The following is a 22,282-nucleotide window of genomic DNA, read 5'->3' as shown; positions in this document are numbered from 1 at the left end:
TATCGACCTTATTAACAGTGACAATTTAATTATGAAAACCAATAGCCGCGGGATATCAGCCTTATAAGCAGCGACAATCCATGGAACAGAAAACCATCAATCTGCCTGAAGACTGGCGAGAGGCACCCGGGTAACGACGATGTCTTCCTTGTTTTCCCCGTATGCCACGTACAGATGGTTTTTCCACACAAAGGATTTCGGGTAACTAAACCCCCTGCGTTTGTACAGACCATCATAGCGGGGGTCCGCAAGTTGCGCGCCGCCCGCACGCAGCAGAAAAGCCTGGTCAAACATTTCACCGTCGCCGCTCAAGGTTATCGCCAGCGGCTCGCGGTTTTTCGAGCCGCTGGGATTATTTACCAGATATGCAGTGCCATCTGGCAAATTGCCCGCACTCTGTTTGGCGCGGGAGTCCGGCAGGTTGGTAGGCTGCGCGCTGGACCAAGTCTCGCCATTATCCCAACTCAGTGACGCCAGCACGCGGAAGCTACCCTGCTGGTCTCGAAACACCATTACCAGGGCCCCGTCTTCGCGCCGGAAACTGCTTGGCTCCAGCTCGCGGCTCACTGCCTTTTCGATCGAGTGATTGGTAAATGCACCGACCTTCCAGCCTGAAAGTGCAGATGCGTCATCGGTGTAAACCGGAGTCGCGCGCAAACCCGGCTGCCGGTGCAGTGCCGTGACGATACGGCCCCGCTGGGAGCGATGGAAATCCTGCTCGATAATACCGTCCAGCGGGTGGCCATCGGCAAAAATGGGGCGGCCAACATTTTTCCAGTGCTCACCGTCACTACTCGCCAGCACTTCCACATGGCCACCGCGGGGTTGCAGATCGTTTGGCCACACATTGAGGAATGCGTAGAGTGTATCCCCCGTTGACCACCAGCCACCAGTGGTCACCAACGCGTCGCTGCGTGCCTTTTCCAGCACCGCAGGCTCGCTCCAATGCAGCCCGTCGCGGCTGCTGGCGTAGAGTACGGAAGTATCCGCCGCATCCTCGTCACGCTTGGAACTCTGCCACTGCAGATACAATTTGCCCGCAAAGGCATACAGGACCGCGCCGTGGTTATATTGGCTCTTGCCCGCTTCGCCGGTGTAAACAGTAACGTGTTCAACGCCTTCCGGCATCGACAGTCCCAGCGTATCCGGCTTCGCGCTATCGAACAGATCAGTAGTCACGGTAAATGGCTGAGCGGCAACACTGATCGGGGCTGAGAGCAGGGTCGGAAGAAGCAGGGTCGACAGCCATTTTTTAATCTGCACCGGAGCGCCAGCTGCTGCGGTCATTCTCATCGCATAATTCCAATTGGTTTCAGGCGCCCGCAAAAGCGGGCTGAAAATACGGTCATTCTGCGCTTGGTTGCAGATACTGGTCTACGAAATCCACTACTGCTTCCACTGTCTGCAGCCGGGTTTCGTTGTGGAGCAGATGATGGGTTTCATCTTTCAGCTCTACCAGTTGCACCGGCTTTTTCGCGCGTTTGAGTTTTTTGTACATATCCTTAGATTGCGAGAAAGGTACGGTGAGATCATCTTCACCGTGGATCAACAGCACCGGAGCCTGAAAACTGTCCGCGTACCGCACTGGCGATACCTTGCGCAACAGATCCCGGGACGCTTCGCCCTTGCCGATATTTTTCTGCCAGTACGCCACTACCCAGTGATCGTCGCCGTGTTGGCGCTCCTCATCCCGCAGCATATCCTCCAAATCCGCAACTCCATTGATGGAGACCACACACTGATAAAGCTCCGGAGTAAAGGCTCCTCCGGCCAGTGCCGCATAACCGCCATAGCTGGCACCGACAATGCATATGCGCTCCGGATCCACAATTCCCTTTTTTGCCAGCACGCTCACCGCATCGGTGAGATCATCCTGCATTTTACCGCCCCACTCGCCATGTCCCGCAGTGTAATGCGCGAGGCCAAAACCGGTGGAGCCGCGGAACTGCGGCTGAATCACCAGGTAACCACGATTGGCCAGCGCCTGCGCCAGCCAGTCGAAACCCACGCGGTCGTAGGAGCCGGGGCCACCGTGCGGCATCAGCACCGCGGGAAGATTTTTCAGCTCTGCAACGGAGTTTCTTGGGATGGTGAGCAGGCTGGGAATGATCATTCCATCTCTGGCCCTGAAGCTCATGCGCCCAATCGGATGCACCATCTCGTCCGCAATTCTCGGGCGTGCGGAAGCCATCTGTGTCGGTGGCTGTCCTTTACTGAATTTGTAATAGATACCGGCGACATTCGAACCTTCTACATACACGATAAGGTCATCCCATCCCTCGCTCCAGTCACGCAACCAGACAGAGTGTTCGGGGAAGTAGGCCTGGATCTCCGTCATGCGTTTGTCGAGGTCTTCGTCGAAAAACTTGTAGGAAGGGTTGAATCCGGAATAGCTCACGCCCCACACAACCCGGTCCATGCCGGTGAAGGTGCTTTCGATATCGGCATCGCTTCGCCCGAGCCCCGCATTCTCGATCTCGCCGGTGACGAGATCCATGATGAAATAGTCATCGCGATTGGTCCCGGAGTTGTTTGCCACAACCACCAGCGATTCGCGGTCCGGCGTCAGGCCGACCACGGAGATTTTCATGAGTTCGGTGTCTTCGCGGTAGATTTCCTTCCACTCGTCGCCCTGAAGCGCGAGAATCGTGTGTCGATTTTTGCGATTATCGAACAGTTCATGGGCGATCACCCGGCCTTTGTCATCCAGGAAGAAATCTATAGATTCGTCCCGTCCTTTGAAATGGACGCGGGGGCGGCGCGGCGAGTCGAGTTCCACCTGCACCAGGGACATGCGCGGCGACTGGTCATACTTGTCGTCCGGTACATAGGCCGGCATATAGACAAACTTTTTGTCCGGTGAGAAGCCGGCAATGCGTCCGAGACCGCTTTGGCCTCGATAGATGAGGTCGCCCGGAGTCAATAGCTGGCGTACTTCGCGCCGCTCAAGGTTGAAGGCATAGGCGGTGCTTAGATTCAGCTTGTCGCGAAACCCATAGAGCCTGCGCACCTCGGAAGCCACCAGTATCAGTTCATCATCGGTGGCGAAATACATATTGCGCGGGGTAGTTTCACTGAGATCCAGTGACGCGACGTGACGCTTATCACCCAGCGAGTAAATAATGGCGAAATCCTTGCCGTCGGCGGTGCTACGGTAGGCGATACGCTCACCGCTCGGGGAAATTGTCATCATGCTGATACTGGGGAGAGTACCGTAATCCCGCGCTGTCAGCCCTTCCGTTGAGGACTGTTCTTTGGCCGGCACCATTTGAGGGAACAGCAGGATCGCGACTAGCGCGGTCATCTTCCATTGACGTAGACGAGCAATCATTTGCCACCTTCTTTTTTGGTTGTTTTTTATTCTTCCTGCAGTCGATCTGCGTTTCCGCCGTAAGCGTAGCGACCCTGCGACGGGATATTCTAACGGCAACAGCTCCCGTTTCCGAACACCTGTCTTACATCAAGCGGCCAAATACAAAAAAGGGGCTGCATGACAACAGCCCCTTTTTATTGCGCTATTCGTCAGAGATCACTGACCCAGCGCCACCACCATTACGGATTTGGCGGGCAGCTGCAACTGCAATTCCCCCGCGCTTTCGGCAGCGTGGTAGTTCGCAGGGCCAACGTTTTTCGGAGAGGAGAAGGTGTTATGAGCATCCATGCGGCTGGAGGTGAGCAACCGCCCCGTGGCCTCAGTCACTTCCAACCCGTTTACATCCACAGAAACCGTCTGTGCCTTCGACGGATCCAGGTTTACCAGCGACAGATACAGCTTGCCGTCTTTGCCCTTTGCGGCAGATGCGCTCACGCCGGGCAGCGACTTGCCGCCCTTGCGGTAACTCACAGGATTGGAAATCTCCAACGGTAGCGCGCTGGCATCCTGGAATACCTGGTAAAGGTCGTAAACATGGTAAGTGGGCGTCAGCACCATTTTCTCTTTATCGGTGAGAATCATCGCCTGCAGCACATTCACCATCTGCGCGATATTGGTCATGTGCACGCGATCGGCATGTTGGTGGAAAATGTTGAAATTAACCGCAGCCACTACAGCATCGCGCAGGGTATTCTGCTGGTACAGGAACCCCGGTTCGCGCCCTTCCTCGGGGTTGTACCAGGTGCCCCACTCGTCCACGTAGAAGCCAATCTTTTTCTCCGGATCATTCTTGTCCAGCACCTTCTTGTTCAGGCGGATAAATTCGTCCATGCGCATGGTCTGCCAGAGTGTGGAAAACCACTGGTCCTCACCGAAACCGATGGCCGCGCCTTTGTCGTCCCACTCTCCCGTCGGCAGCGTGTAGAAGTGAAAGCTGATGCCGTCCATCTGCCGCTGGATGTTTTTACTCAGCGTATCGGTCCAGGAGGTATCGGTGGTGTGGCCACCACTGGCAACAAATTTGGGTTCACTACCCCGGGGAGTTTTCAGGAACGTGGCGAAGTGGTTGTAGAGATCCGCATAGTACTCCGGGCGCATATGGCCACCGCAGCCCCACGCCTCGTTGCCGACACCAAAATAGGCCACAGACCATGGCTTATCGCGGCCATTCTTACGGCGCTCTTCCACCACGGCGGAATTGCTGGTACCGGTGATGTATTCCAGCCACTCGGCCATTTCCCGCGGATTGCCCGTTCCCAGGTTGCCGTTTACATAGGCCCTGGCACCAAGTAGTTCCACCAGTTCAAAGAACTCATGAGTACCAAAGGCATTATCTTCTTCCACCCCGCCCCAGTGGGTATTTACCCGCACCGGGCGCTGATCCCGCGGACCAACTCCATCGCGCCAGCGGTACTCATCGGCGAAACATCCACCGGGCCAGCGCACCAGAGGTACATTGATCTTGCGCAGGGCCTCCACCACATCGGTGCGGAAGCCGTTAATATTCTCGATATCCGAATCTTTCCCGACCCAGATACCCTCATAGATCCCACGCCCCAGATGCTCGGCGAACTGGCCGTAGATATCCCGGTCGATGGTTGGCCCCGGATTCGTGGCATCGATGGTGATGCGCAGATTTTCCTCCGCGGCCGCGGCGGAAAAAGACAGGCCTATTGCCGCGGCGGCAAGGCAGTGTTTCAGTTTCATACTTTTCTCTCCATTATTTTTTTACTGCAAGTTTTCAAATAAAAAGGGGTGGTCTACATCGCTGCAGCCACCCAAGCCCGATAAACTCGGTTAGCAGGGTCGAACTCAGCCGCGCACAGGAATCTCTCGCAGCTGGAATTTCTGGCAGTCATTATCCGCCGCCGGTGCTTGGGCAAAGGTGTTGCCCTCGGCGAGTCCACAGTGGGCCAGATCCAGATTGTGCTTGCTCTCGCGGTTTTTGATCTGCAAGCTGCCGTCCGCCAAAGGTTGTAGCAACCACTGGCTGCTGGTTGTGTCACATCGGCCGAGCACTGCTGGCGCACCGGGAACGACCGCGTTGCTGGCAATCGTCACACACCGTTCGCCGCTGCGGATACTCACAAAACCCTCATCCTCCCGCTGTAGATTCCAGCGCTGGCAGGATTCTCCTTTCCAGGCACCTTGACTTACCTGCCCGCCCGCGGCGCATCCCGCCACCTGCAATACGCGTCCACTCTGCACACTGGCAATTGCCACTTCGCCGGCTGGTTGCAGAGCCCACTGTGTACAACCATCACCACTGCAGTCTTTCGCCTGCAGAGCCTTTCCGGAACGCCGGTTCAACAGTTGTACCCAGCCATTGTCGCTCTGCTGTAACGTCCAGCGCTGCGCATCGGTATTGGTCCAGGGGGCCAGTTCACCGCTGCCGTCGAGGAAATTTCCACTGACAGCATTGGCCAGGCGGTAGGCACCATCGGCGGTACTATCCAGAACCCATTCGCTGTCAGCGGATTCGCAGTTTCCGGTCCCCTTGCCCGTCAGGCACAGATCGTTCACCGCACTGGCGAGTGTCCAACGCGCGCCCTGCACCCGAGTGGTGATCGGGCCGTTTTCACCCGCCGGCAATTTCTGGAGTTCGCCTTCCGGAACCGGCACGCCAAAATTCGGGGTACCGTCATCCTTCCAGTCAAACTTCTGCGCGCGCACTGAACGGGTTGCACTGCAACCATCGGTCTCTCTGGAATTACCGTGGTAGACGATCCAGTCTTCGCTGCCGTCCGGCGATTTGAAGAAGCCGTTATGGCCGGGGCCGAATACGCCGTTGCCGCGCTGGAACACCGGCTCGCGGTGTTTGGTCCAGTGCTCCGGATTCATGGGGTCATCACCGGTGAGTTCCTTCATTACCAGCTTGTAATCCGGTGTGTCGCAGGAGCTTGCGGAATAAATCATAAACGTGCGGCCATCCTTTTTCAGAATTTCCGCGCCCTCATTCACCTTGCGACCACTCTGCTCCCATTCGGCTTCTGGACGGGTAATGACCACCCGCGGCCCTTCGATGGACCAGGGGTTGGTCATCTTGGAAATCCAGTTCAGCTGCTCGTCACCCACCCATTCTGACCATAGCAAGTACAATTGGCCGTTGTGTTCAAGGTAGGTACCGTCGATATTCCAGGAATCTGGCATAGGCGATCCCTTGTAGACATACGGACCCATGGGATCGTCGCCGACACTTTCCAGAACCGAAAGATGCTGGTGGTCGAGGGTGCCGTGCTGGCCGGAGGTGTACATCAGATACCAGCGCCAACCGTTGGGACCATTCAGGCGGTGGAACTCGAACGCCCAAAAATTGCAGCACCGCGCCGGGTCGGTGTCGGACCAGATGTTGATCGGCGCGGCGGTGGCGAGACCATCGAGCGTTGGCGATTTGCGCATTACCAGCTGGGACGTCCAGGTAGTAGTGGTGAGATAGTAGTTTCCGTCCCAGTACTCCAGCCACGGATCAGCACCGTTGGCAAACAACGGGTTGGCGAACATACCTTCCGGCGTCGCCTGGGCCTGCGCCGGTTGTACGCCCGTCAGCGGTGTGCTGCCCATTAGTGCAGCTTCGGTCGCTGCCTCTCCCTTGTCGGCGGAAGGCTGACAGGCAGAGAGTGCCGCCAGGGCCATTCCAACAAAAATAGACTTGGGAATAGACGGTATATGTCTGTGCATGGTACTACCTGAGTTTCAGTTTTTTGCCAGTGCGTCCGCGGGAAAGAGCAGCGCAAATCCGCCGCTGGATGCCATGGAAATGCTCACACTGCTGCCGCTTTCTATCTCGCTGTGCACCAGCTCTCTCGCATTGGAACCATCGCCAATCAGGCTGCCGAGCCGGGCACCAATAAATGAGAGATCCAATTGCAATGTTTTTTTCTGCTCGCTGGCGTTGATGCCGGATATATACCAGCTGTCACCACTCCGACGGGCAATCACCGCGAACTCACCCGGGTAGCCATCCAGCAGGCGGCTCTCGTCCCAGATTGCAGGAATATCCCGCAGGTAGTCGCGCGCAAACTGCGGCACCTGTGCCATGCCCTCGCCGACTTCGGCGATGTGCTGTATACCAGACAGGAAAAGTACCGGTAGTGCCAGCTCGAATCCATTGCTGGTGCGGCGCTCGATATTTGGGATTGCGGAAAATACCGTGGGAGTAAAATCCATGGGATCAAAGACATTGCGGGTAAACGGCAGCATCGCCATATGCGCGGCGGCTTTGTCGGCAGACGACTGCATAAAGGTGATCATCTCGAAGCCGTGCACCGCCTCCGCGGTCATGAAATTCGGAAAGGTGCGCTGCAGTCCGCGCGGCAAGGTGGCACCGTGAAAATTCACCAGTAATTCAAAATCCGCGGCATCGGCGAGAATCTGGCGGTAGTAATCGATCATGGAAACACCATCGCCCGCGAAGAAATCCACCTTGATCCCAGCGATGCCCATTTGCTGCAAACGGGCGAATTCCGCGCGGCGCTGTTCCCGGGTCAGCAGTGCACTCTTCGGCGTGTACTCGGTAGTGTTCCAACTTCCAGAGGAGTTGTACCACAGCAGCAGGGCCACCTTTTTCTGTGCGGCATAGTCTGCCAGTTCGTCGATTTTTTCATACCCGATTTTTCGATCCCAGTCGGCGTCCACCAACACATAGGGCCATCCCATGTCAGCGGCATAGTCGATAAAACGCATTTGGGTGTCGTAATTGACGGAGTCGTCTTTCAGCAGCGCCCAGCTCCAACTGGCTGTCCCGGGTTTTACCCATTCCATCGGTGCGATGGCGGGCTCGGCTAGATCGGTACCAAGCGTGGAAGCAACAATCGTGTCGAGCCCACCTACGACAATGATCCGCCAGGGAGATTGGAATGGCAGCTGCGACTGCGCCAGCAGCGCACCATTTGTAAAACGCTCCGCATCCATGGGGTAGCCGATGCGAAACTCGCCATTGTCAACTTCACCCTGCAGGCGTGAAGCGTGATAGTGGCCGTCCATTCCCGCCTCGGTGATCAGCACCCAGCCGCCGTCGGTTTTGAACAGTGCCGGAAACACCCAACCCGCGGCGCTGGCTTCGACGTCGCGCACCGGGATGTCCATACGGTAGTGTTCTTCATAGGACGGGTTGGTGTTGGCAAAACCAGTCTGCGCCACAGCCACCGGTTGCAGCCAGGCTTTTGTGGTCTCGGCGAAACCAAAACTGGTATTCTCCGCGGTTACGCTTGCGATCTCAGTTGATTTTCCCGGTAGACGGTACTGGAAGGCCACGCCGTCGTTGGAGACACGAAAAGCGATTTCCAGTTTCTGTTGTTCACTGTTCTGCAGTTGGAATACCTGCTCCATGGCGGTGTAGGTATTATGTCGGCGCTTACCGTGATGCAATTCATACTCGTCGTGTACCAGCTTGGGGTTACTTACCGATACTAGCGATAAATCACTACTCAGGTCGCGCTCGTCCAGGACAATACCGAGAGCCGAATTGTTCAGTATTGTTACCTGATTGCGGCGAACAGCATAGCGGGCCTCGCCGGAATCGTTGAGGAAGAAGACTACCTCCAGGCTCCCGTCGGGACTCTGTAGTTTGTAGTCTGTTTTTTGCTCGCAGGCAGTAATGGCCAATATATAGGCCAGCATCAGTGCCGGGATCAGGTATTTTCTCATCGCAGTAGTGCCTGGTTATAAGTTATTCTGGCGTAAAACTGTCGTGCTCTGTTTTCGCGGAAGCCCAGTCACGGGTCCCAGTCACGGGTCCCAGTAAAGGAGACCGGATTATTTGACCGGCGCCACACCCTCAGATGTCATCACTACACGCTTGATGGTACCGTCTTCGTTGTAGTGCAGATCGTCAATACACACAGATCGGCGGAAACTGCCCCCCTCAGGGGTACCGCCGTTGTGATAGATAAAGAATGAGCGGCCCTTATAGTCGATAACGGATTGGTGATTGGTGTTCGAGTTTCCCGCCAGCTCGTTGAGAATTCCCTTGTATTCCCAGGGACCTTCAATGGACTTGCTCATGGCATAGCCTATTTTTTCCGGGAAGCCCATGGCGTAGGTCAGATAGTAGTAATCGCCGTGTTTGTGCGCGTAAAGCGCCTCGGTAAAGTTCGGCAGGTCCAGACTGTGGATGGGGCCATCCAGCTCAATCATATTATCCTTGAGTTTGGCCCAGCGTGGTTTGGTATTGCCCCAGAACAGATAGGCCTCACCGTTGTCGTCAATAAACGCCGCCGGGTCCAGATCGTCCCAGTCGATTTCGGTATCGGTGGTCATGTCGTTGCTGATCAGTGCGCGGCCAAGAGCATCTTTGAACGGGCCTCTCGGATTGTCGGAAACCGCTACACCGATGGCAAAACCAGGTTTGCTCTCATCGTGACGCACGGTGGTGTAAAAATAGAATTTCCCGTCTTTCTCCACCACATGACTGGCCCAGGCATCGCCTCTCGCCCACTTGAAATCCTTTACCGCCAGCGGAGACCCTTCATTTTTCCAGTTCACCATATCGGTGGAGGTAAACAGCAACCACTTGTGCATTTCGTAGAAGCCCTTGTTGTCTTTGGCTTCGTCGTGGCCGGTATACAGGTAAACGGTGCCGTCGTGCACCATGGCAGCCGGATCAGCGGTGAGAACATCGGTGATGATTGGGTTGGCTGCCAGCACAGTGGTCGCCGCGCTCGCCAAGCCAAGTGTGCCAAGGCAGGAGATCAATTGCTTTCTCATCTTTCTCACTCGCGTTAATTCATTTATTCAGTACATTTCATGGGAGCCTGCCTGCAGGCCCTTGCAAAAAACGATCAATCGGGTTCCTGCTGACGAAAATCCGGCATACCGGTTTCATCCCAGTGCAGCACACGCACCCGGGTCGCACGATTACCATCGTTCAGCGGATTACCCTTAATCTCGCGGTAATCGCGCGCGTGATACACCAGAAGATCCGTTTTTCCGTCTTCTGCCAGGGTGAAACTGTTGTGCCCGGGGCCATAGCGTTTCACATCGGCATTGCTGGCGAATACGGGCTGCGGGGACTTGTGCCAGTTGCTCACGCTCATCAGGTCGGCGTCTTCATCGGCCCACAAAAGCCCCATGGCATAGTTGGCATCAGTGGCGCTGGCCGAGTAGGTGATAAATATGCGACCGTCTTTTTGCAACACTGCCGGGCCTTCGTTGACCTTGTGGCCTTGAATTTCCCAGTCGAATGTCGGCGTCGACAGAGTGACGACCGGCTCGCGGATTTTTGTCGGCGATTCCAGCTCGGCCATCAACAACTGGGAGCCGAGGTCATTCTGAGTGTCGTACTGGGCCCACACCAGGTAGCGCTTGCCGTTGTGCGCAAAACTGGTGGCGTCCAGCGAAAAGCTGTCTACCGGTGTGGCAATAGTCCCCATCTCCTCCCATTCACCGTGCAACGGATTTTCCGCCGGGTTGCGCAGGGCATACATGCGAATCTTCCAGGGATTTTCCGCCTCACCGGCCGCGAAATAGATATACCAGGCTCCGTCGATCCGGTGCAGTTCCGGTGCCCAGATATGTTCGCTCATGGGACCCGTGGTGTGCTTACGCCAGAGAACCTCGGGCTCTGCGGCAGTGATACCGGCAATGGTATCGGCACGGCGTAGCTCGATACGGTCATATTCCGGTGCCGTGGCGATAAAGTAATAGTGATCCCGATACCGCAACATCCACGGGTCGGCCCGTCGCGGTACTAGCGGATTGGGGTAAACAAGACTCTCGGCCGGCGCGGATCGCGGCGCTGCCGAGGGGGAATCGGCCATCACGGTGTCCGGCGGTGCCGCCAGCCACAGCAAGGCGGCGCCGAGCGCTGCTCTGTGCAGGTATCGAATCTTCATCGCTTGGTTTATTCGTTATCTTTGTTCTGATATTGGGTCCCGCCGCCACTCTCGGTTGCCGGAACGAGAACAATATTATTATACTACCAATAACCTGCCAACCCCTGCTGTCCTTACTGTGGCAATGGGCGAGGAATTGAGAAAAGCGCGTGAATTAAATAAAGAGAAACGTAAGAGAAGAGATATGCTCCGACTCGCTCTGTGGCGCCGTGCCGCCGCCCTTCTGAGTGCAGGCCTCGCCCTGACGGCCTGCGCCGAAAGTGACACAGCACACGAACGCCAAATCGATGTCCACGACCCGACAATGGCAAAAGAAGGTGATACCTTTTACCTGTTCAGCACTGGCCCGGGCATTACCATCTATCGCTCTCAAGACATGCGCCAGTGGAAATTCTCAGACCGCGCCTTTGCTACAGAGCCGCACTGGGCGAAACGTGTTTCGCCCACGTTCAATGGCCATCTGTGGGCACCGGATATCATCGAGCACGATGGACGCTTTTACCTGTATTACTCGGTTTCAGCCTTCGGCAAGAATACTTCGGCCATTGGCGTAACGGTTTCCGAGACTCTGGACCCGAATTCACCGGAGTACGGTTGGAGGGACCAGGGTATTGTGGTGCAGTCAATTCCTCACCGGGATCACTGGAATGCGATTGATCCGGCGGTCGTTTTTGATGAGTCCGGCACCCCGTGGATGAGTTTTGGGTCTTTCTGGGAAGGGCTGAAACTGGTGAAGCTGGACCCGTCCTTGACGAGCCTGGCGGAGCCGCAGGAATGGCACACAATTGCGCGGGGCGACCGGCAAAAATTCCATCCGGTGGATATGGCGGGCTCGGAAGAGATTGAGGCACCGTTTATTTTCCGCAAAAACGGTTTCTATTATCTGTTCATTTCCCGGGGGCTCTGCTGCAAGGGGGATGACAGCACCTATCGACTTGCCGTCGGCCGGTCCAAATCCGTGACCGGGCCATATCTGGACAAGAATGGTATAGACATGGCGAATGGTGGTGGTACGCCGTTGATTTCTGGCAATGAACGTTGGCCGGGGCTTGGACACAACAGTGCCTACACCTTTAACGGCAAAGACTATCTTGTGCTGCACGCGTATGAATCTGCCGACAATGGATTGCAGAAACTGAAAATAATGGACATGGATTGGGATGAGGATCTCTGGCCGGTGGTGAATATTTCCCAGCTCGACACCTACCAGGGGTTCAAAGTCCGGTAACCGGAAGAAGTTACTGGAAGCGGCACCCATAGACCTGGAATTTTTCTACATCCACAACAATAAATCTAAAAGCATATCGTTATGAAGAGAATACTCCTGAGCCTGGCCCTGGCCTCAATCACACTCACGGGTTGCAGCAATGAAGAAACCCCATCACTGGAGACATTTCCACTGTCTGAGGTGAGACTGCTGGATAGCCCCTTTAAACATGCTCAGGATAAAAACATCGAATATATCCTCACCATGAACCCGGATCGCCTGCTAGCTCCCTATTTGAAGGACGCGGGGCTGGAACCCAAAGCGGACAACTACGGCAACTGGGAAAATAGTGGGCTCGACGGCCATATCGGAGGCCATTACCTGACAGCACTCAGCCTTGCATGGGCCGCTACCGGTAATCAGGAAATCAAGCAGCGTCTCGATTACATGCTGGATGAACTGAAGCGCGCCCAGGACAAAAATGGCAATGGATATCTTGGGGGCATTCCCGCTGGCAAGGCGATGTGGCAGGAACTGGCACAGGGAAGCATCCGCTCGGACCTGTTTACGCTCAATGAAAAGTGGGTACCGCTCTACAACATTCACAAAATCTATGCAGGGCTGCGCGATGCGTATTTATATGCAGGCAGCCAGCAGGCACTGGCCATGCTGGTTTCACTGTCGGATTGGGGTGCGCTGCTGGTCGAGTCCCTGACAGATGAACAGATCCAACAGATCCTGAAAAGCGAACACGGCGGCCTGAACGAGATTTATGCGGACGTAGCGAAAATTACCGGAGAACAGAGATATCTGACCGTCGCCAAACGGCTTTCCCACCGCGCCATTCTCGAACCGCTGAAACAGCAACAGGACACATTGACCGGCCTGCACGCCAACACTCAGATCCCCAAGGTAATCGGCTACAAGCGAGTGGGCGATCTCGCCGGCGATAAGCAGTGGCAGGATGCAGCAGCGTATTTCTGGAACCAGGTTGTAGAACACCGCACCGTAGCCATCGGCGGTAACAGTGTGCGTGAACACTTCCACCCTGCCGACGACTTTGCACCGATGATCGAAGACGTGGAAGGGCCGGAGACCTGCAATACTTACAACATGCTGAAGCTTACCCGCATGTTATACCTGAGCGAACCGGATACACGCTACGTACATTACTACGAACGCGCGCTCTACAACCACATCCTGTCTTCGCAAAATCCGGACACCGGTGGTCTCGTGTACTTCACACCCATGCGCCCCAATCACTATCGCATGTACTCGCAACCGCAGGCAGCCATGTGGTGTTGCGTGGGCTCGGGAATCGAGAACCACAGTAAATATGGCGAAATGATCTATGCCCATCGCGGCGATGAGCTGTTCGTCAATCTGTTTATTCCCTCCACCCTGGACTGGAAAGAAAAAGGACTCCAGATCAGTCAGAAGAATCATATCCCTGATACCGAGCGCACGGTACTCACCGTCACCGGCAACGGCGATTTCAGCCTGAAACTGCGTTATCCAGTTTGGGTGAAGGAAGGTTTGCTCTCTCTCACCGTCAACGGAGAAGTTTTCTCTGTTGAGCAAGCGCCTGGAAGCTATATCACCATCGAGCGCCACTGGAAAGACGGCGATCGCGTTGAGGTACACCTGCCCATGCACCCGCAGGCCGAACAGCTGCCGGACCAGTCAGACTACTATGCGCTCACCTATGGACCGGTGGTGCTTGCGGCAAAAACCGACCCCGTTTCCGGTGAACAACTGGATTATTTTTCCGACGACAGCCGCATGGGGCACGTTGCCAGCGGACCCATGTGCCCACAGGAAATGACACCTACCTTTATCAGCGACGACCGGGATTTTGTCCGCAGTCTGCAACGCCTGCCCGGCGATGAGCTGCGTTTTGCCGCACCGGCAAGCCTGAAAGTCGTGGGGACGCAAACTGTTTCGTCGGATAGCGACCTGGAATTGATTCCCTTCCACCGCGTACATGAATCCCGATACACCGTGTATTGGCCTCACACTACGAAGCGGAAACTGGCAGAGAAACAACAACAGCGCGAAGCGAAGGATCGCGCGCAGCTGGCACTGGCGCAACAGACCATCGACAAAGTAGCGCCGGGAGAGCAGCAACCGGAGGCGGATCATTTTTTTGCCGGCGTGGGTAGCGAGGCGGGTGTTCATCGTGGCCGCCACTGGCGCCACACCAGCGACTGGTTCAGCTACCAGTTGAAAGATCCGGGTAATGAAGCGCAAACACTGCGTATTACTTACTACGGTCTGGACAACAACCGTCGTTTTCATATTCTCGCCAACGGAGTGGAAATTGCCGAGGTCTCACTGGATGGCAGCCATGGCGATGATTTCTTCGAAGTGGACTATCCGGTACCGGAAGCTGTATTTAAGCAATCCAGGGACGGAGTCATCGAACTCAAATTTGTTGCGGAAAAGAACGCTGTTGCCGGTGCTATCTACGGTGTGCGCTTACTGAGAGAGGGTGAGAATAATCTAGAATCCGCTGATACCCATTCCGGATAATTTCCGCTGTAGTTGCTCAACTTCCGGATGCTGCAGGAAGGCGACGATTTCCTGCGACCGGCTTGCACCGATACCGGGGAAGTTCTGCCACTCTTCCGGATCGCGATCGACAAGGCTTGCAAAAGTTTCCCGGCGCCAGAAGTGTTCATCAAAACTGCTTGCGGCGGGCATGCCGAGCGCGCGCATCCAGTGGTAGAAACTGAGCTCCCGCGCACGCTGAAAGCTATCCGTTATTTTCTCCGCGCGCTTGTCACCGATACCGGGCACCCGAGTCAATTGCCGAGATGAAAGTTCAGACCACGCCAGCAGATCGGGCAGCAATCCGCCCTCCAGCAGTGACAGCCAGCGCGCTTCTCCCATGCCGCGAAATTCCAGCTGCTCACCCAACCAATGTACCCGTGCCAGGAACTGCTGTTCGCAACCAACCGTGGGTCGCCAACAGCTGAGCATATGGTATTGGTGCGGATCAGGTATCCTTAGCGGAGCGCGCTCGGTCGCCCGCAGGATGACATCGCGAATCTGCGGGATGGTTTGCCCGGCAAGCCCGATGCGCAATTGGTCGCCGGGGCGCACATCCAATTCCAACCAGCGCTGGAAGGATCCACTGCTCACCCGGCGAATTTCGCGGTCGCCAAGCTGCGTCGGCGCGAGCGTTACGACCGGCACAATTTTGCCGGTGCGCCCTACCGGAAATTCCACACCTGTCACTTCCGCCAATGCGCTGATCGCAGGGTGTTTCCAGGCCGCAGCCCAGGTGGGCGGTTGCGCCTGCCAGCTATTCCCCTCGGGGCGATCACCCCTGCGCAGCACAATACCATCGGTGGCAAAGGGCTGCGGTTGACGATACCAGAGCTCGCGCCATTTCTGCGCATCTTCCACACTGCCTACCGGATGGGTATAGGGAGAGGTGTCGTAACCCAATGTTTTCAGTGCGGAAAGGCGTTCCGGCATGGAGGCAGGGCCGCGCGGCCAGTCCCATACAAACACGGCAAGAGATAAGCGCTGCTTTTCGGACAAATTGTTCGAAGCCATGGCGCCGGCAGCGCGGCCACGGGCGTTGAAGTGGCTCTCCGCCTGAATGTGGCCATCAAGCTGCCAGTACAATTCGCCCTGCAGTACCAGCTCCTCACGGCGGTCGGGAATCGAGTTGTGAATAGCGGGAATTACCAGTGCGTGATGGGTCCAGTCCTGACCGCGCTCGCCATTACCGCGGCTGATCATCTGCGCGAGTTTTCCGCGCCGGTACACCAGCGTTACCGCCACGCCATCCACTTTGGGCTGTATCCAGACGTCTTCTCGCAGCGCCAACCACCGGCGTACCTCCGCGACATCGCGGAGTTTATCCAACCCCGTCTGCGCTATCGGGTGACTCAGTGGGTAACGTACCGGTGACTGCGACGCGTTGTGTGCGACCATCGGGAAGCACATGTTCCAGTTGGCAAGCCGGCTGCGCGCCTGGTCATACACCGCGTCGTCAACCAGAGAACGGTGCTCGACATAGAAGGCGTGATCCCAGGTTTCAATCTGCGTGCCGAGCTGTGCAATCTCTTTCTGCGCGCGCGCCGGGCTCCACTCCGGGCAAGCGGGCGGCTCTGCTGCAGAGCAAAGGGAGAACGTAGCGGCCCACAGAAGTGCCGCCAGCCAGCGTTGAGAAAAAACCCGAATCGTAGAAACTCCCGAACCTGGGGCGAGATCGCGGAGCGTGAGCGACAAGTCCATTTGTCTGCCCTGTAACTGTTGGAAAAGGTCAGGTCGTCAGAATTGCTCTCAAGCAGGTTCCGGCTCGGCTATTTTTTCCAGTAGCTGGTTGGTACTGAAGCGGAACCCCATGGCGCCTTTGAACGGTGTCTGAAACACAAACAGGTTGCCCGCCTGCCACTCGCGATCCAGGCTCCACTCGTTGAGGGACTCCCTGGCGCTGGTGACAAACATCAAATCCATGTTTGGACCACCAAAAGTGACGCAGGTGGGCTGACTGACCGGCACGGGAACCGCTCCCGCCAGTTTGCCGTCTGGGCTGTAGCGCTGGATACGCGCGCCGCGCCACTGTGCAGACCACAGGTAGCCTTCTGCGTCCACTGTGGCGCCATCAGGATAAATACCAAACATGGTGCGGGCAAACAGTTCACGCCGACCCAGATCACCACGGCGGGCGTCAAACTTGTAGCGATAGATGCTGCGGCGCGGCGAGTCGGCGAAATAGAAATGACTGGAACTGACATCCCAGCAGCATCCATTGGAAATGTGGACACCTTTCACCTGCTCGCTGACCACACCGTTGACCTCCAGGCAGTAGAGTACTCCGGCGGGTTCCTCGCGGCCGTCTTCTGCCATTGTACCGGCCCAGAAGCGCCCCTGGCGGTCGACCTTGCCATCGTTGAAACGCACCCCGCAGCCTTTTTCCAACAGGGTTTTTCGCCACAGAATCCTGCCGCGGCGATAGTCGAACAGGGCAAAACCGGTCTCAAACGCGGCAACGATGCAATCGTCGCGCTCGGTAAACGCGAAGGCACAGAGCCGCTCTGGTGTGTCGAATACCTCAAGCACGCGCCCGGGCCAGGTAAGGCGATAGAGCTTGCACGCGTGAATATCCGTCCACCAGACGCTCTGCTCTTTGTGGTTCCACAGTACACCCTCACCGAGGGTGTTGCCCACTTCGATTGCATCTATGCGTTGTACTTCCAGCATATGAGCCTCTTTACTGTCGGTCGCTTCGTTGTTTAACGGCGGGTCTTACGAAGCAATTAGTGTGCCGCGCCGGTAGCAAGGCGCGCGGCCTGCTGCCGGGTCAGCAAACGCTGCATGCCGATAAAGGCGAACAGCAGCAGACCGATGACGATTTTGGTCCACCAGCTGTTGAGGGTGCCATCGAATGAGATATACGTCTGAATGACGCCCATAATCAATACGCCGATTACGGTCCCCAGCACATAGCCGGAACCTCCGCTCAGCAGGGTACCACCAATCACCACCGCCGCAATGGCGTCAAGCTCCATGCCCACGGCAGCCAGGGAGTACCCGGAGAACGTGTAAAAGGAGTAGACGATCCCACCAAGCGCCGACAGGAATCCACTGATAGCGTAAATGCTGACGGTGGTGCGAGCGACAGGTACCCCCATCAGCTGCGCAGACTGAGCGCTACCGCCGAGGGCGTATATATATCCACCAAGGCGGCTGTAATGGGCCAGTATCACCGCCGCCACCAACACCAGCAAGAGGATCAGCGTAGATGCTCCCACCCAGGCGCCGCCGGGCAGCAGCATGCCGAAGTCGGACACGGCATCGTAGAACGCGTGCTCAATAGGAATCGACTCCTCACTGAGCGTGGTCGCCAGACCACGGGCCAGAAACATGCCGGCGAGCGTAACGATAAACGGCTGCAACCGGTAATAGTGAATCAGTGCCCCCATGGCCGCGCCGAACAGGCCGCCACCCACCAGTACCAGAGGAAATACCAGCAATGGGTGCATCTGCAGCTCACCGATCAAAAGACCGCACACCACACCAGTGAGTGCGATCACCGCACCCACCGATAAGTCGATACCACCAGAAATAATCACAAACGTCATGCCGATGGCGGTAATCACCAGAAAGGCATTATCCGAAAACAGGTTGGCTACAACCCGGCTGCTGCCAAAGCCTTCAAACTGGAAAGCACCAACCAGAAACAGCAGACAAAAAAGCGCGGTGGTGATGTAGAGTGACGAAAACCGGGATAAAAACAGAGATTGCATCACACCTTCGCCTCCGTATTAGTACGCTTCTGAAACCGGGCAAAGAGTGCACCCATCTGCTGTTGGAACAGTGGCGATTGCAGCAGCAGCACGAAAATCACCACCACAGCCTTGATCAGCAGATTAAATTTTGCCGGCAGGCCGCTCATGATGATTGTTGTCCCAAGGCACTGGATCACCAGCACGCCCACAATAGAAAGCGGTATTGAAAAGCGCCCGCCCATCAGCGATGCACCACCGATCACCACCGCAAGAATTGCATCGAGCTCCAGCCACAGGCCCGCATTGTTCGCATCCGAGCCCTGGATATCTGCGGCGGAAATCATACCGGCCAGCGCGGCGCAGATACCGGCGATACAGTACGCCACCATTTTCACCGCACGCTGGTTGATCCCCAGATAGTAGCTGGCCCCGGCATTGCAGCCGACACTCTCCACAAACAGGCCCAGCGCGGTTTTGCGCATCAGCAGCTGCACCAGTGCAAACACTATCAGTACCAGCACAATAGGAAACGGCAGACCGAGCAAGGTCCCAGTACCGATGAAGGCAAACGCCTCGCTTTGGAAAGTGACAATTTGTCCTGCATTGATCAACTGCGCGATCCCGCGGCCAGCCACCATCAGGATAAGGGTGGCCACAATCGGCTGGATGCCCATATAACTCACCAGTCCACCATTGACGGCACCAGCCATCAGACCAGCGGCAAGTCCCGCAGCGACCACCAGGAAAATACTGTCGACCCCGCCTACGATCAGATTGGCGCAAACCGCACCGGCGATGGCCATGGTGGCTCCCACGGACAGATCGATACCGCCGGTGGCAATCACCAGCGTCATGCCTATGGCCAACAGCGCCACCGGTGCGCTGCGGTTCAACACGTCGATCAAACTGCCGTAGAGGCGGCCGTCCTGGATTTCGATACGAAAAAATTCAGGGGTGATGGCGAGGTTCACCGCCAGCAGGAGAAAAAGCCCCAATAGCGGCCACAGATAGCGGCCGTTTACCCGGGGTAGTTTTATTTTTGCCGGGGCCGGAGGCCGGCCCGCGGTAGTATTCAAGTTACTCATTGTTACGCCTCGGCGATGGCACGCATGATATTGCCCTCGGTGATATCATCACCTTCGATCTCCGCGACTTTGCGGCGATCGCGCATGACGGCCACGCGGTCGGAAAAGGCCACCAGTTCGTCCAGTTCGGATGACGTCACCAGCAGGGACATGCCGTCGCGGCAGAACTGCCTGATCAGTTTGAGAATTTCCGCGTGCGCACCGATATCTACGCCGCGCGTGGGTTCGTCCAGAACAAGCAGCTGAGGACTGGTGGCGAGCCAGCGAGCGAGAATAACCTTCTGCTGATTGCCGCCACTCAACTGCTCGATGGGTTTCTCGGCATCCGGCGTGGCGATTTGCAACTCACGAATGAAGCGCTGCGCCAGCCGTTCCTGCTCAACCCGGCTGATAGGGCGCCACCAGCCGCGCCGGGCCTGCAGCGCCAGAGCAATGTTTTCACGGATGGAAAGCGGCCCGACGATCCCGCTGGTTTTCCGATCTTCCGGACATAGCGCCAGACCTTCGCTGATGGCATCCGCGGGTTGCAGAAAATGCTTCTCGGCATCGTTGACCTTGAGCGTGCCGGACGTCTTCCGATCCACACCGAACACCGCCCGGCACACTTCCGAGCGCCCGGAGCCCAGCAGGCCGGCAAGGCCTACCGCTTCCCCGCGGCGCACGCAGAGAGAAGTAGGCTGCAGCGAACCAGACACCGCAAGCTCCTGAACCTCCAACAGCGGTTGCGTCAGTGATTTTTCTTCCCGGTGTTCGCGCCCATGGGTCTGAGCCTGCAGTTCCTTGCCAAGCATGTGCCCAACCAGTTCACTGCGTGACAGGGTGGCGGCCTCAAACTCACCAACCAGTTGGCCATTACGCAGTACAGTGATGCGATCGCACACCGCGTAGACCTGATCCAGAAAGTGGGTAATAAACACAATGCCGATACCCTTGTCCCTGAGTTCGCGCATCACGCCAAATAGCTGTTCGCATTCATCCGCGTCCAGACTGGCGGTAGGCTCATCCAGGACCAGCACCTTCGCCGACATATCCACGCCGCGCGCAATTGCTACCAACTGCTGCACCGCCACAGAGAAGCTCGACAGCGGGCGGGAAACATCAATATCCAGATCGAATCGTTTCAGCACCTCGCGCGATTGCCGATTAATTCGCTTCCAGTCAATCAGCCCGAAGCGTTTCGGCTCGCGTCCCAGATAGAGATTCTGTGCCACGGTGAGATTCGGCAGCAGGTTTACTTCCTGATAAACCGTGCTGATACCCACGCTTTGGGCGTGTGCGGTACTTTTCAGTTTCAGCGGCGCACCGAGAAATGACATGCTGCCGCCGTCACCTTGCAGCGCACCAGTCATGACCTTGACCAGCGTCGACTTGCCAGCGCCATTCTCTCCCAGCAGCGCGTGAATTTCTCCCGCACGCAACTGAAAGTCCACGCCGTCCAGCGCTTTCACACCGGGATAGCGCTTTTCCATCCCGCTCAGGCTCAATAAATTCATAGCTCAGGCCTGTCAGTACTTGTGGTTTTTATTAGTAATTCATTATTTCCCGGCGCGCTTCGCATATTCTTCCGCGGCGGTGGCCTGGGTAAACAGATCCCCGGTAGTGGTAATCAGCTTTTCCACTTTGCGGTCGCCTTTCAGATAGGCCTCGATCACATCGAAGGCCGGCGCGCCCAGGTGCGGGTTCAATTCCACCGTCGCGTTGGCGTCGCCATCTGCCATGGCCTTGAAGTAATCCGGTACACCATCCACCGACACGACCAGCATATCTGTGCCCGGCTTCAGCCCCGCCTCCTTGATCGCCTGGATGGCACCGATGGCCATTTCATCGTTGTGAGACCAGAGTGCGCAGATGTCCCTGCCGCCATTCTCCGCCTTCAACATGGCCTCCATTACTTCCTTGCCCTTGGTACGGGTGAACTCCCCGGTCTGGCTACGCACGATGGTCGCATCGGGAAAATCCGCGATGACTTCATTGAAACCCTTCATGCGGTCGATCGCCGCAGTGGCGCCGACGGTGCCCTGCAGCTCAAGAATACGGCAGTTGCCGTCGGTCTCGTCCATCAGCCAACGGGCGGCGCGGCGGCCCTCTTCGACGAAGTCGGAGGCGATACGGGTGAGGAAGAGTCCATCGCCGCTGGCGTCTACATTGCGATCCAAAATTACCACCGGAATACGCGCACGCTTGGCCTCCCGCAGCACAGGCTTCCAACCAGTTTCGACCACGGGCGCGATCATGATCGCGTCAACGCCCTGGGCGATAAAACTGCGCACGGCTTTAATCTGATTCTCCTGCTTTTGCTGGGCGTCGGAAAACTTGAGTTCAATACCGCGTTTTTTGGCTTCGGCTTTTACTGATTCACTGAAACTCGTGCGCCAACCGCTTTCCGAACCAACCTGGGAAAAACCGATGGTGGTGGCAAGCGCGCTGTGACTGGCACAAAGGACAAGCACCATTGCGGCGGGCAGGAATTGAGAGATCTTCATATCGGACTCCTCATCACTTTGGATTGTCTGTTTATATTTATTTTGGGGAGCAAA

Annotated in this window: 15 protein-coding genes; 2 read left to right on the top strand and 13 right to left on the bottom strand. The window is 56.6% G+C overall.

All coding sequences use genetic code 11. From position 1 onward, the window contains the following. Positions 1 to 96: 96 nt before the first annotated feature. From GNX18_RS17285 to GNX18_RS17255, 7 genes are all read right to left on the bottom strand, one after another. On the bottom strand, positions 97 to 1,293 hold the full coding sequence (locus tag GNX18_RS17285) for an exo-alpha-sialidase (RefSeq protein ID WP_205827989.1): 1,197 nt from the start codon (positions 1,291 to 1,293) through the stop codon (positions 97 to 99). 52 nt (positions 1,294 to 1,345) lie between these two features. Next, entirely contained in the window at positions 1,346 to 3,331 is a 1,986-nt protein-coding gene (locus GNX18_RS17280; protein WP_166219725.1) for a S9 family peptidase, read from the bottom strand. Positions 3,332 to 3,529: 198 nt separating this feature from the next. Then, the gene (locus tag GNX18_RS17275; RefSeq protein ID WP_138235584.1) at positions 3,530 to 5,080 is read right to left on the bottom strand and encodes an alpha-N-arabinofuranosidase; all 1,551 of its coding nucleotides are present in this window, start codon (positions 5,078 to 5,080) and stop codon (positions 3,530 to 3,532) included. Between the two features lie 105 nt (positions 5,081 to 5,185). After that, complete coding sequence (locus GNX18_RS17270; protein ID WP_240914068.1) at positions 5,186 to 7,051, bottom strand: family 43 glycosylhydrolase; 1,866 nt, start codon at positions 7,049 to 7,051, stop codon at positions 5,186 to 5,188. 15 nt (positions 7,052 to 7,066) lie between these two features. After that, entirely contained in the window at positions 7,067 to 9,019 is a 1,953-nt protein-coding gene (locus GNX18_RS17265) for a glycoside hydrolase family 97 protein (RefSeq protein WP_166219723.1), read from the bottom strand. Positions 9,020 to 9,127: 108 nt separating this feature from the next. Then, the gene (locus tag GNX18_RS17260; RefSeq protein ID WP_138235586.1) at positions 9,128 to 10,078 is read right to left on the bottom strand and encodes a glycoside hydrolase family 43 protein; all 951 of its coding nucleotides are present in this window, start codon (positions 10,076 to 10,078) and stop codon (positions 9,128 to 9,130) included. Between the two features lie 74 nt (positions 10,079 to 10,152). Continuing rightward, positions 10,153 to 11,130: a family 43 glycosylhydrolase gene (locus GNX18_RS17255; protein WP_166219721.1), complete on the bottom strand. Its 978-nt coding sequence runs from the start codon at positions 11,128 to 11,130 to the stop codon at positions 10,153 to 10,155. A gap of 4 nt (positions 11,131 to 11,134) precedes the next feature. On the opposite strand from GNX18_RS17255, the gene GNX18_RS17250 reads away from it, so the two are divergent. Beyond that, on the top strand, positions 11,135 to 12,433 hold the full coding sequence (locus GNX18_RS17250; RefSeq protein WP_240914066.1) for an arabinan endo-1,5-alpha-L-arabinosidase: 1,299 nt from the start codon (positions 11,135 to 11,137) through the stop codon (positions 12,431 to 12,433). Between the two features lie 81 nt (positions 12,434 to 12,514). Beyond that, the gene (locus GNX18_RS17245) at positions 12,515 to 14,944 is read left to right on the top strand and encodes a glycoside hydrolase family 127 protein (RefSeq protein ID WP_166219719.1); all 2,430 of its coding nucleotides are present in this window, start codon (positions 12,515 to 12,517) and stop codon (positions 14,942 to 14,944) included. On the opposite strand, the gene ligB is transcribed toward GNX18_RS17245, so the two are convergent. From ligB to GNX18_RS17215, 6 genes are read right to left on the bottom strand one after another with little or no spacing between them, the layout of a single operon-like run. Further along, on the bottom strand, positions 14,915 to 16,663 hold the full coding sequence (ligB, locus tag GNX18_RS17240; protein WP_166219717.1) for an NAD-dependent DNA ligase LigB: 1,749 nt from the start codon (positions 16,661 to 16,663) through the stop codon (positions 14,915 to 14,917). The genes GNX18_RS17245 and ligB overlap by 30 nt on opposite strands. Before the next feature lie 48 nt (positions 16,664 to 16,711). Then, the gene (locus GNX18_RS17235; protein ID WP_166219715.1) at positions 16,712 to 17,632 is read right to left on the bottom strand and encodes an SMP-30/gluconolactonase/LRE family protein; all 921 of its coding nucleotides are present in this window, start codon (positions 17,630 to 17,632) and stop codon (positions 16,712 to 16,714) included. Between the two features lie 56 nt (positions 17,633 to 17,688). Further along, the gene (yjfF, locus tag GNX18_RS17230) at positions 17,689 to 18,678 is read right to left on the bottom strand and encodes a galactofuranose ABC transporter, permease protein YjfF (RefSeq protein ID WP_138235757.1); all 990 of its coding nucleotides are present in this window, start codon (positions 18,676 to 18,678) and stop codon (positions 17,689 to 17,691) included. After that, positions 18,678 to 19,745, bottom strand: a complete 1,068-nt coding sequence (locus tag GNX18_RS17225) for an ABC transporter permease (protein ID WP_166219713.1) — start codon at positions 19,743 to 19,745, stop codon at positions 18,678 to 18,680. Before GNX18_RS17225 ends, yjfF begins: the two co-directional genes overlap by 1 nt. 2 nt (positions 19,746 to 19,747) lie before the next feature. Continuing rightward, positions 19,748 to 21,238, bottom strand: coding sequence for a sugar ABC transporter ATP-binding protein (locus GNX18_RS17220; protein ID WP_166219711.1), 1,491 nt, complete (start codon positions 21,236 to 21,238; stop codon positions 19,748 to 19,750). Positions 21,239 to 21,280: 42 nt separating this feature from the next. Continuing rightward, positions 21,281 to 22,228, bottom strand: coding sequence for an ABC transporter substrate-binding protein (locus GNX18_RS17215; RefSeq protein ID WP_171018953.1), 948 nt, complete (start codon positions 22,226 to 22,228; stop codon positions 21,281 to 21,283). Positions 22,229 to 22,282: the final 54 nt, after the last annotated feature.

This window comes from Microbulbifer sp. SH-1, assembly GCF_011326135.1.
Classification (GTDB): Bacteria; Pseudomonadota; Gammaproteobacteria; order Pseudomonadales; family Cellvibrionaceae; genus Microbulbifer; species Microbulbifer harenosus.
This window is presented reverse-complemented; position numbering and strand designations above follow the sequence as displayed.

Excerpts from the sequence above, each read along its gene's own strand:
- GNX18_RS17245 (WP_166219719.1), top strand. The coding sequence starts at position 12,515 with ATGAAGAGAATACTCCTGAGCCTGGCCCTGGCCTCAATCACACTCACG.
- GNX18_RS17235 (WP_166219715.1), bottom strand. The coding sequence starts at position 17,632 with ATGCTGGAAGTACAACGCATAGATGCAATCGAAGTGGGCAACACCCTC.
- GNX18_RS17255 (WP_166219721.1), bottom strand. The coding sequence starts at position 11,130 with ATGGCCGATTCCCCCTCGGCAGCGCCGCGATCCGCGCCGGCCGAGAGT.
- GNX18_RS17270 (WP_240914068.1), bottom strand. The coding sequence starts at position 7,051 with ATGCACAGACATATACCGTCTATTCCCAAGTCTATTTTTGTTGGAATG.
- GNX18_RS17215 (WP_171018953.1), bottom strand. The coding sequence starts at position 22,228 with ATGAAGATCTCTCAATTCCTGCCCGCCGCAATGGTGCTTGTCCTTTGT.
- ligB (WP_166219717.1), bottom strand. The coding sequence starts at position 16,663 with ATGGACTTGTCGCTCACGCTCCGCGATCTCGCCCCAGGTTCGGGAGTT.
- GNX18_RS17220 (WP_166219711.1), bottom strand. The coding sequence starts at position 21,238 with ATGAATTTATTGAGCCTGAGCGGGATGGAAAAGCGCTATCCCGGTGTG.
- GNX18_RS17265 (WP_166219723.1), bottom strand. The coding sequence starts at position 9,019 with ATGAGAAAATACCTGATCCCGGCACTGATGCTGGCCTATATATTGGCC.
- GNX18_RS17260 (WP_138235586.1), bottom strand. The coding sequence starts at position 10,078 with ATGAGAAAGCAATTGATCTCCTGCCTTGGCACACTTGGCTTGGCGAGC.
- GNX18_RS17280 (WP_166219725.1), bottom strand. The coding sequence starts at position 3,331 with ATGATTGCTCGTCTACGTCAATGGAAGATGACCGCGCTAGTCGCGATC.
- GNX18_RS17225 (WP_166219713.1), bottom strand. The coding sequence starts at position 19,745 with ATGAGTAACTTGAATACTACCGCGGGCCGGCCTCCGGCCCCGGCAAAA.
- yjfF (WP_138235757.1), bottom strand. The coding sequence starts at position 18,678 with ATGCAATCTCTGTTTTTATCCCGGTTTTCGTCACTCTACATCACCACC.
- GNX18_RS17275 (WP_138235584.1), bottom strand. The coding sequence starts at position 5,080 with ATGAAACTGAAACACTGCCTTGCCGCCGCGGCAATAGGCCTGTCTTTT.
- GNX18_RS17285 (WP_205827989.1), bottom strand. The coding sequence starts at position 1,293 with ATGAGAATGACCGCAGCAGCTGGCGCTCCGGTGCAGATTAAAAAATGG.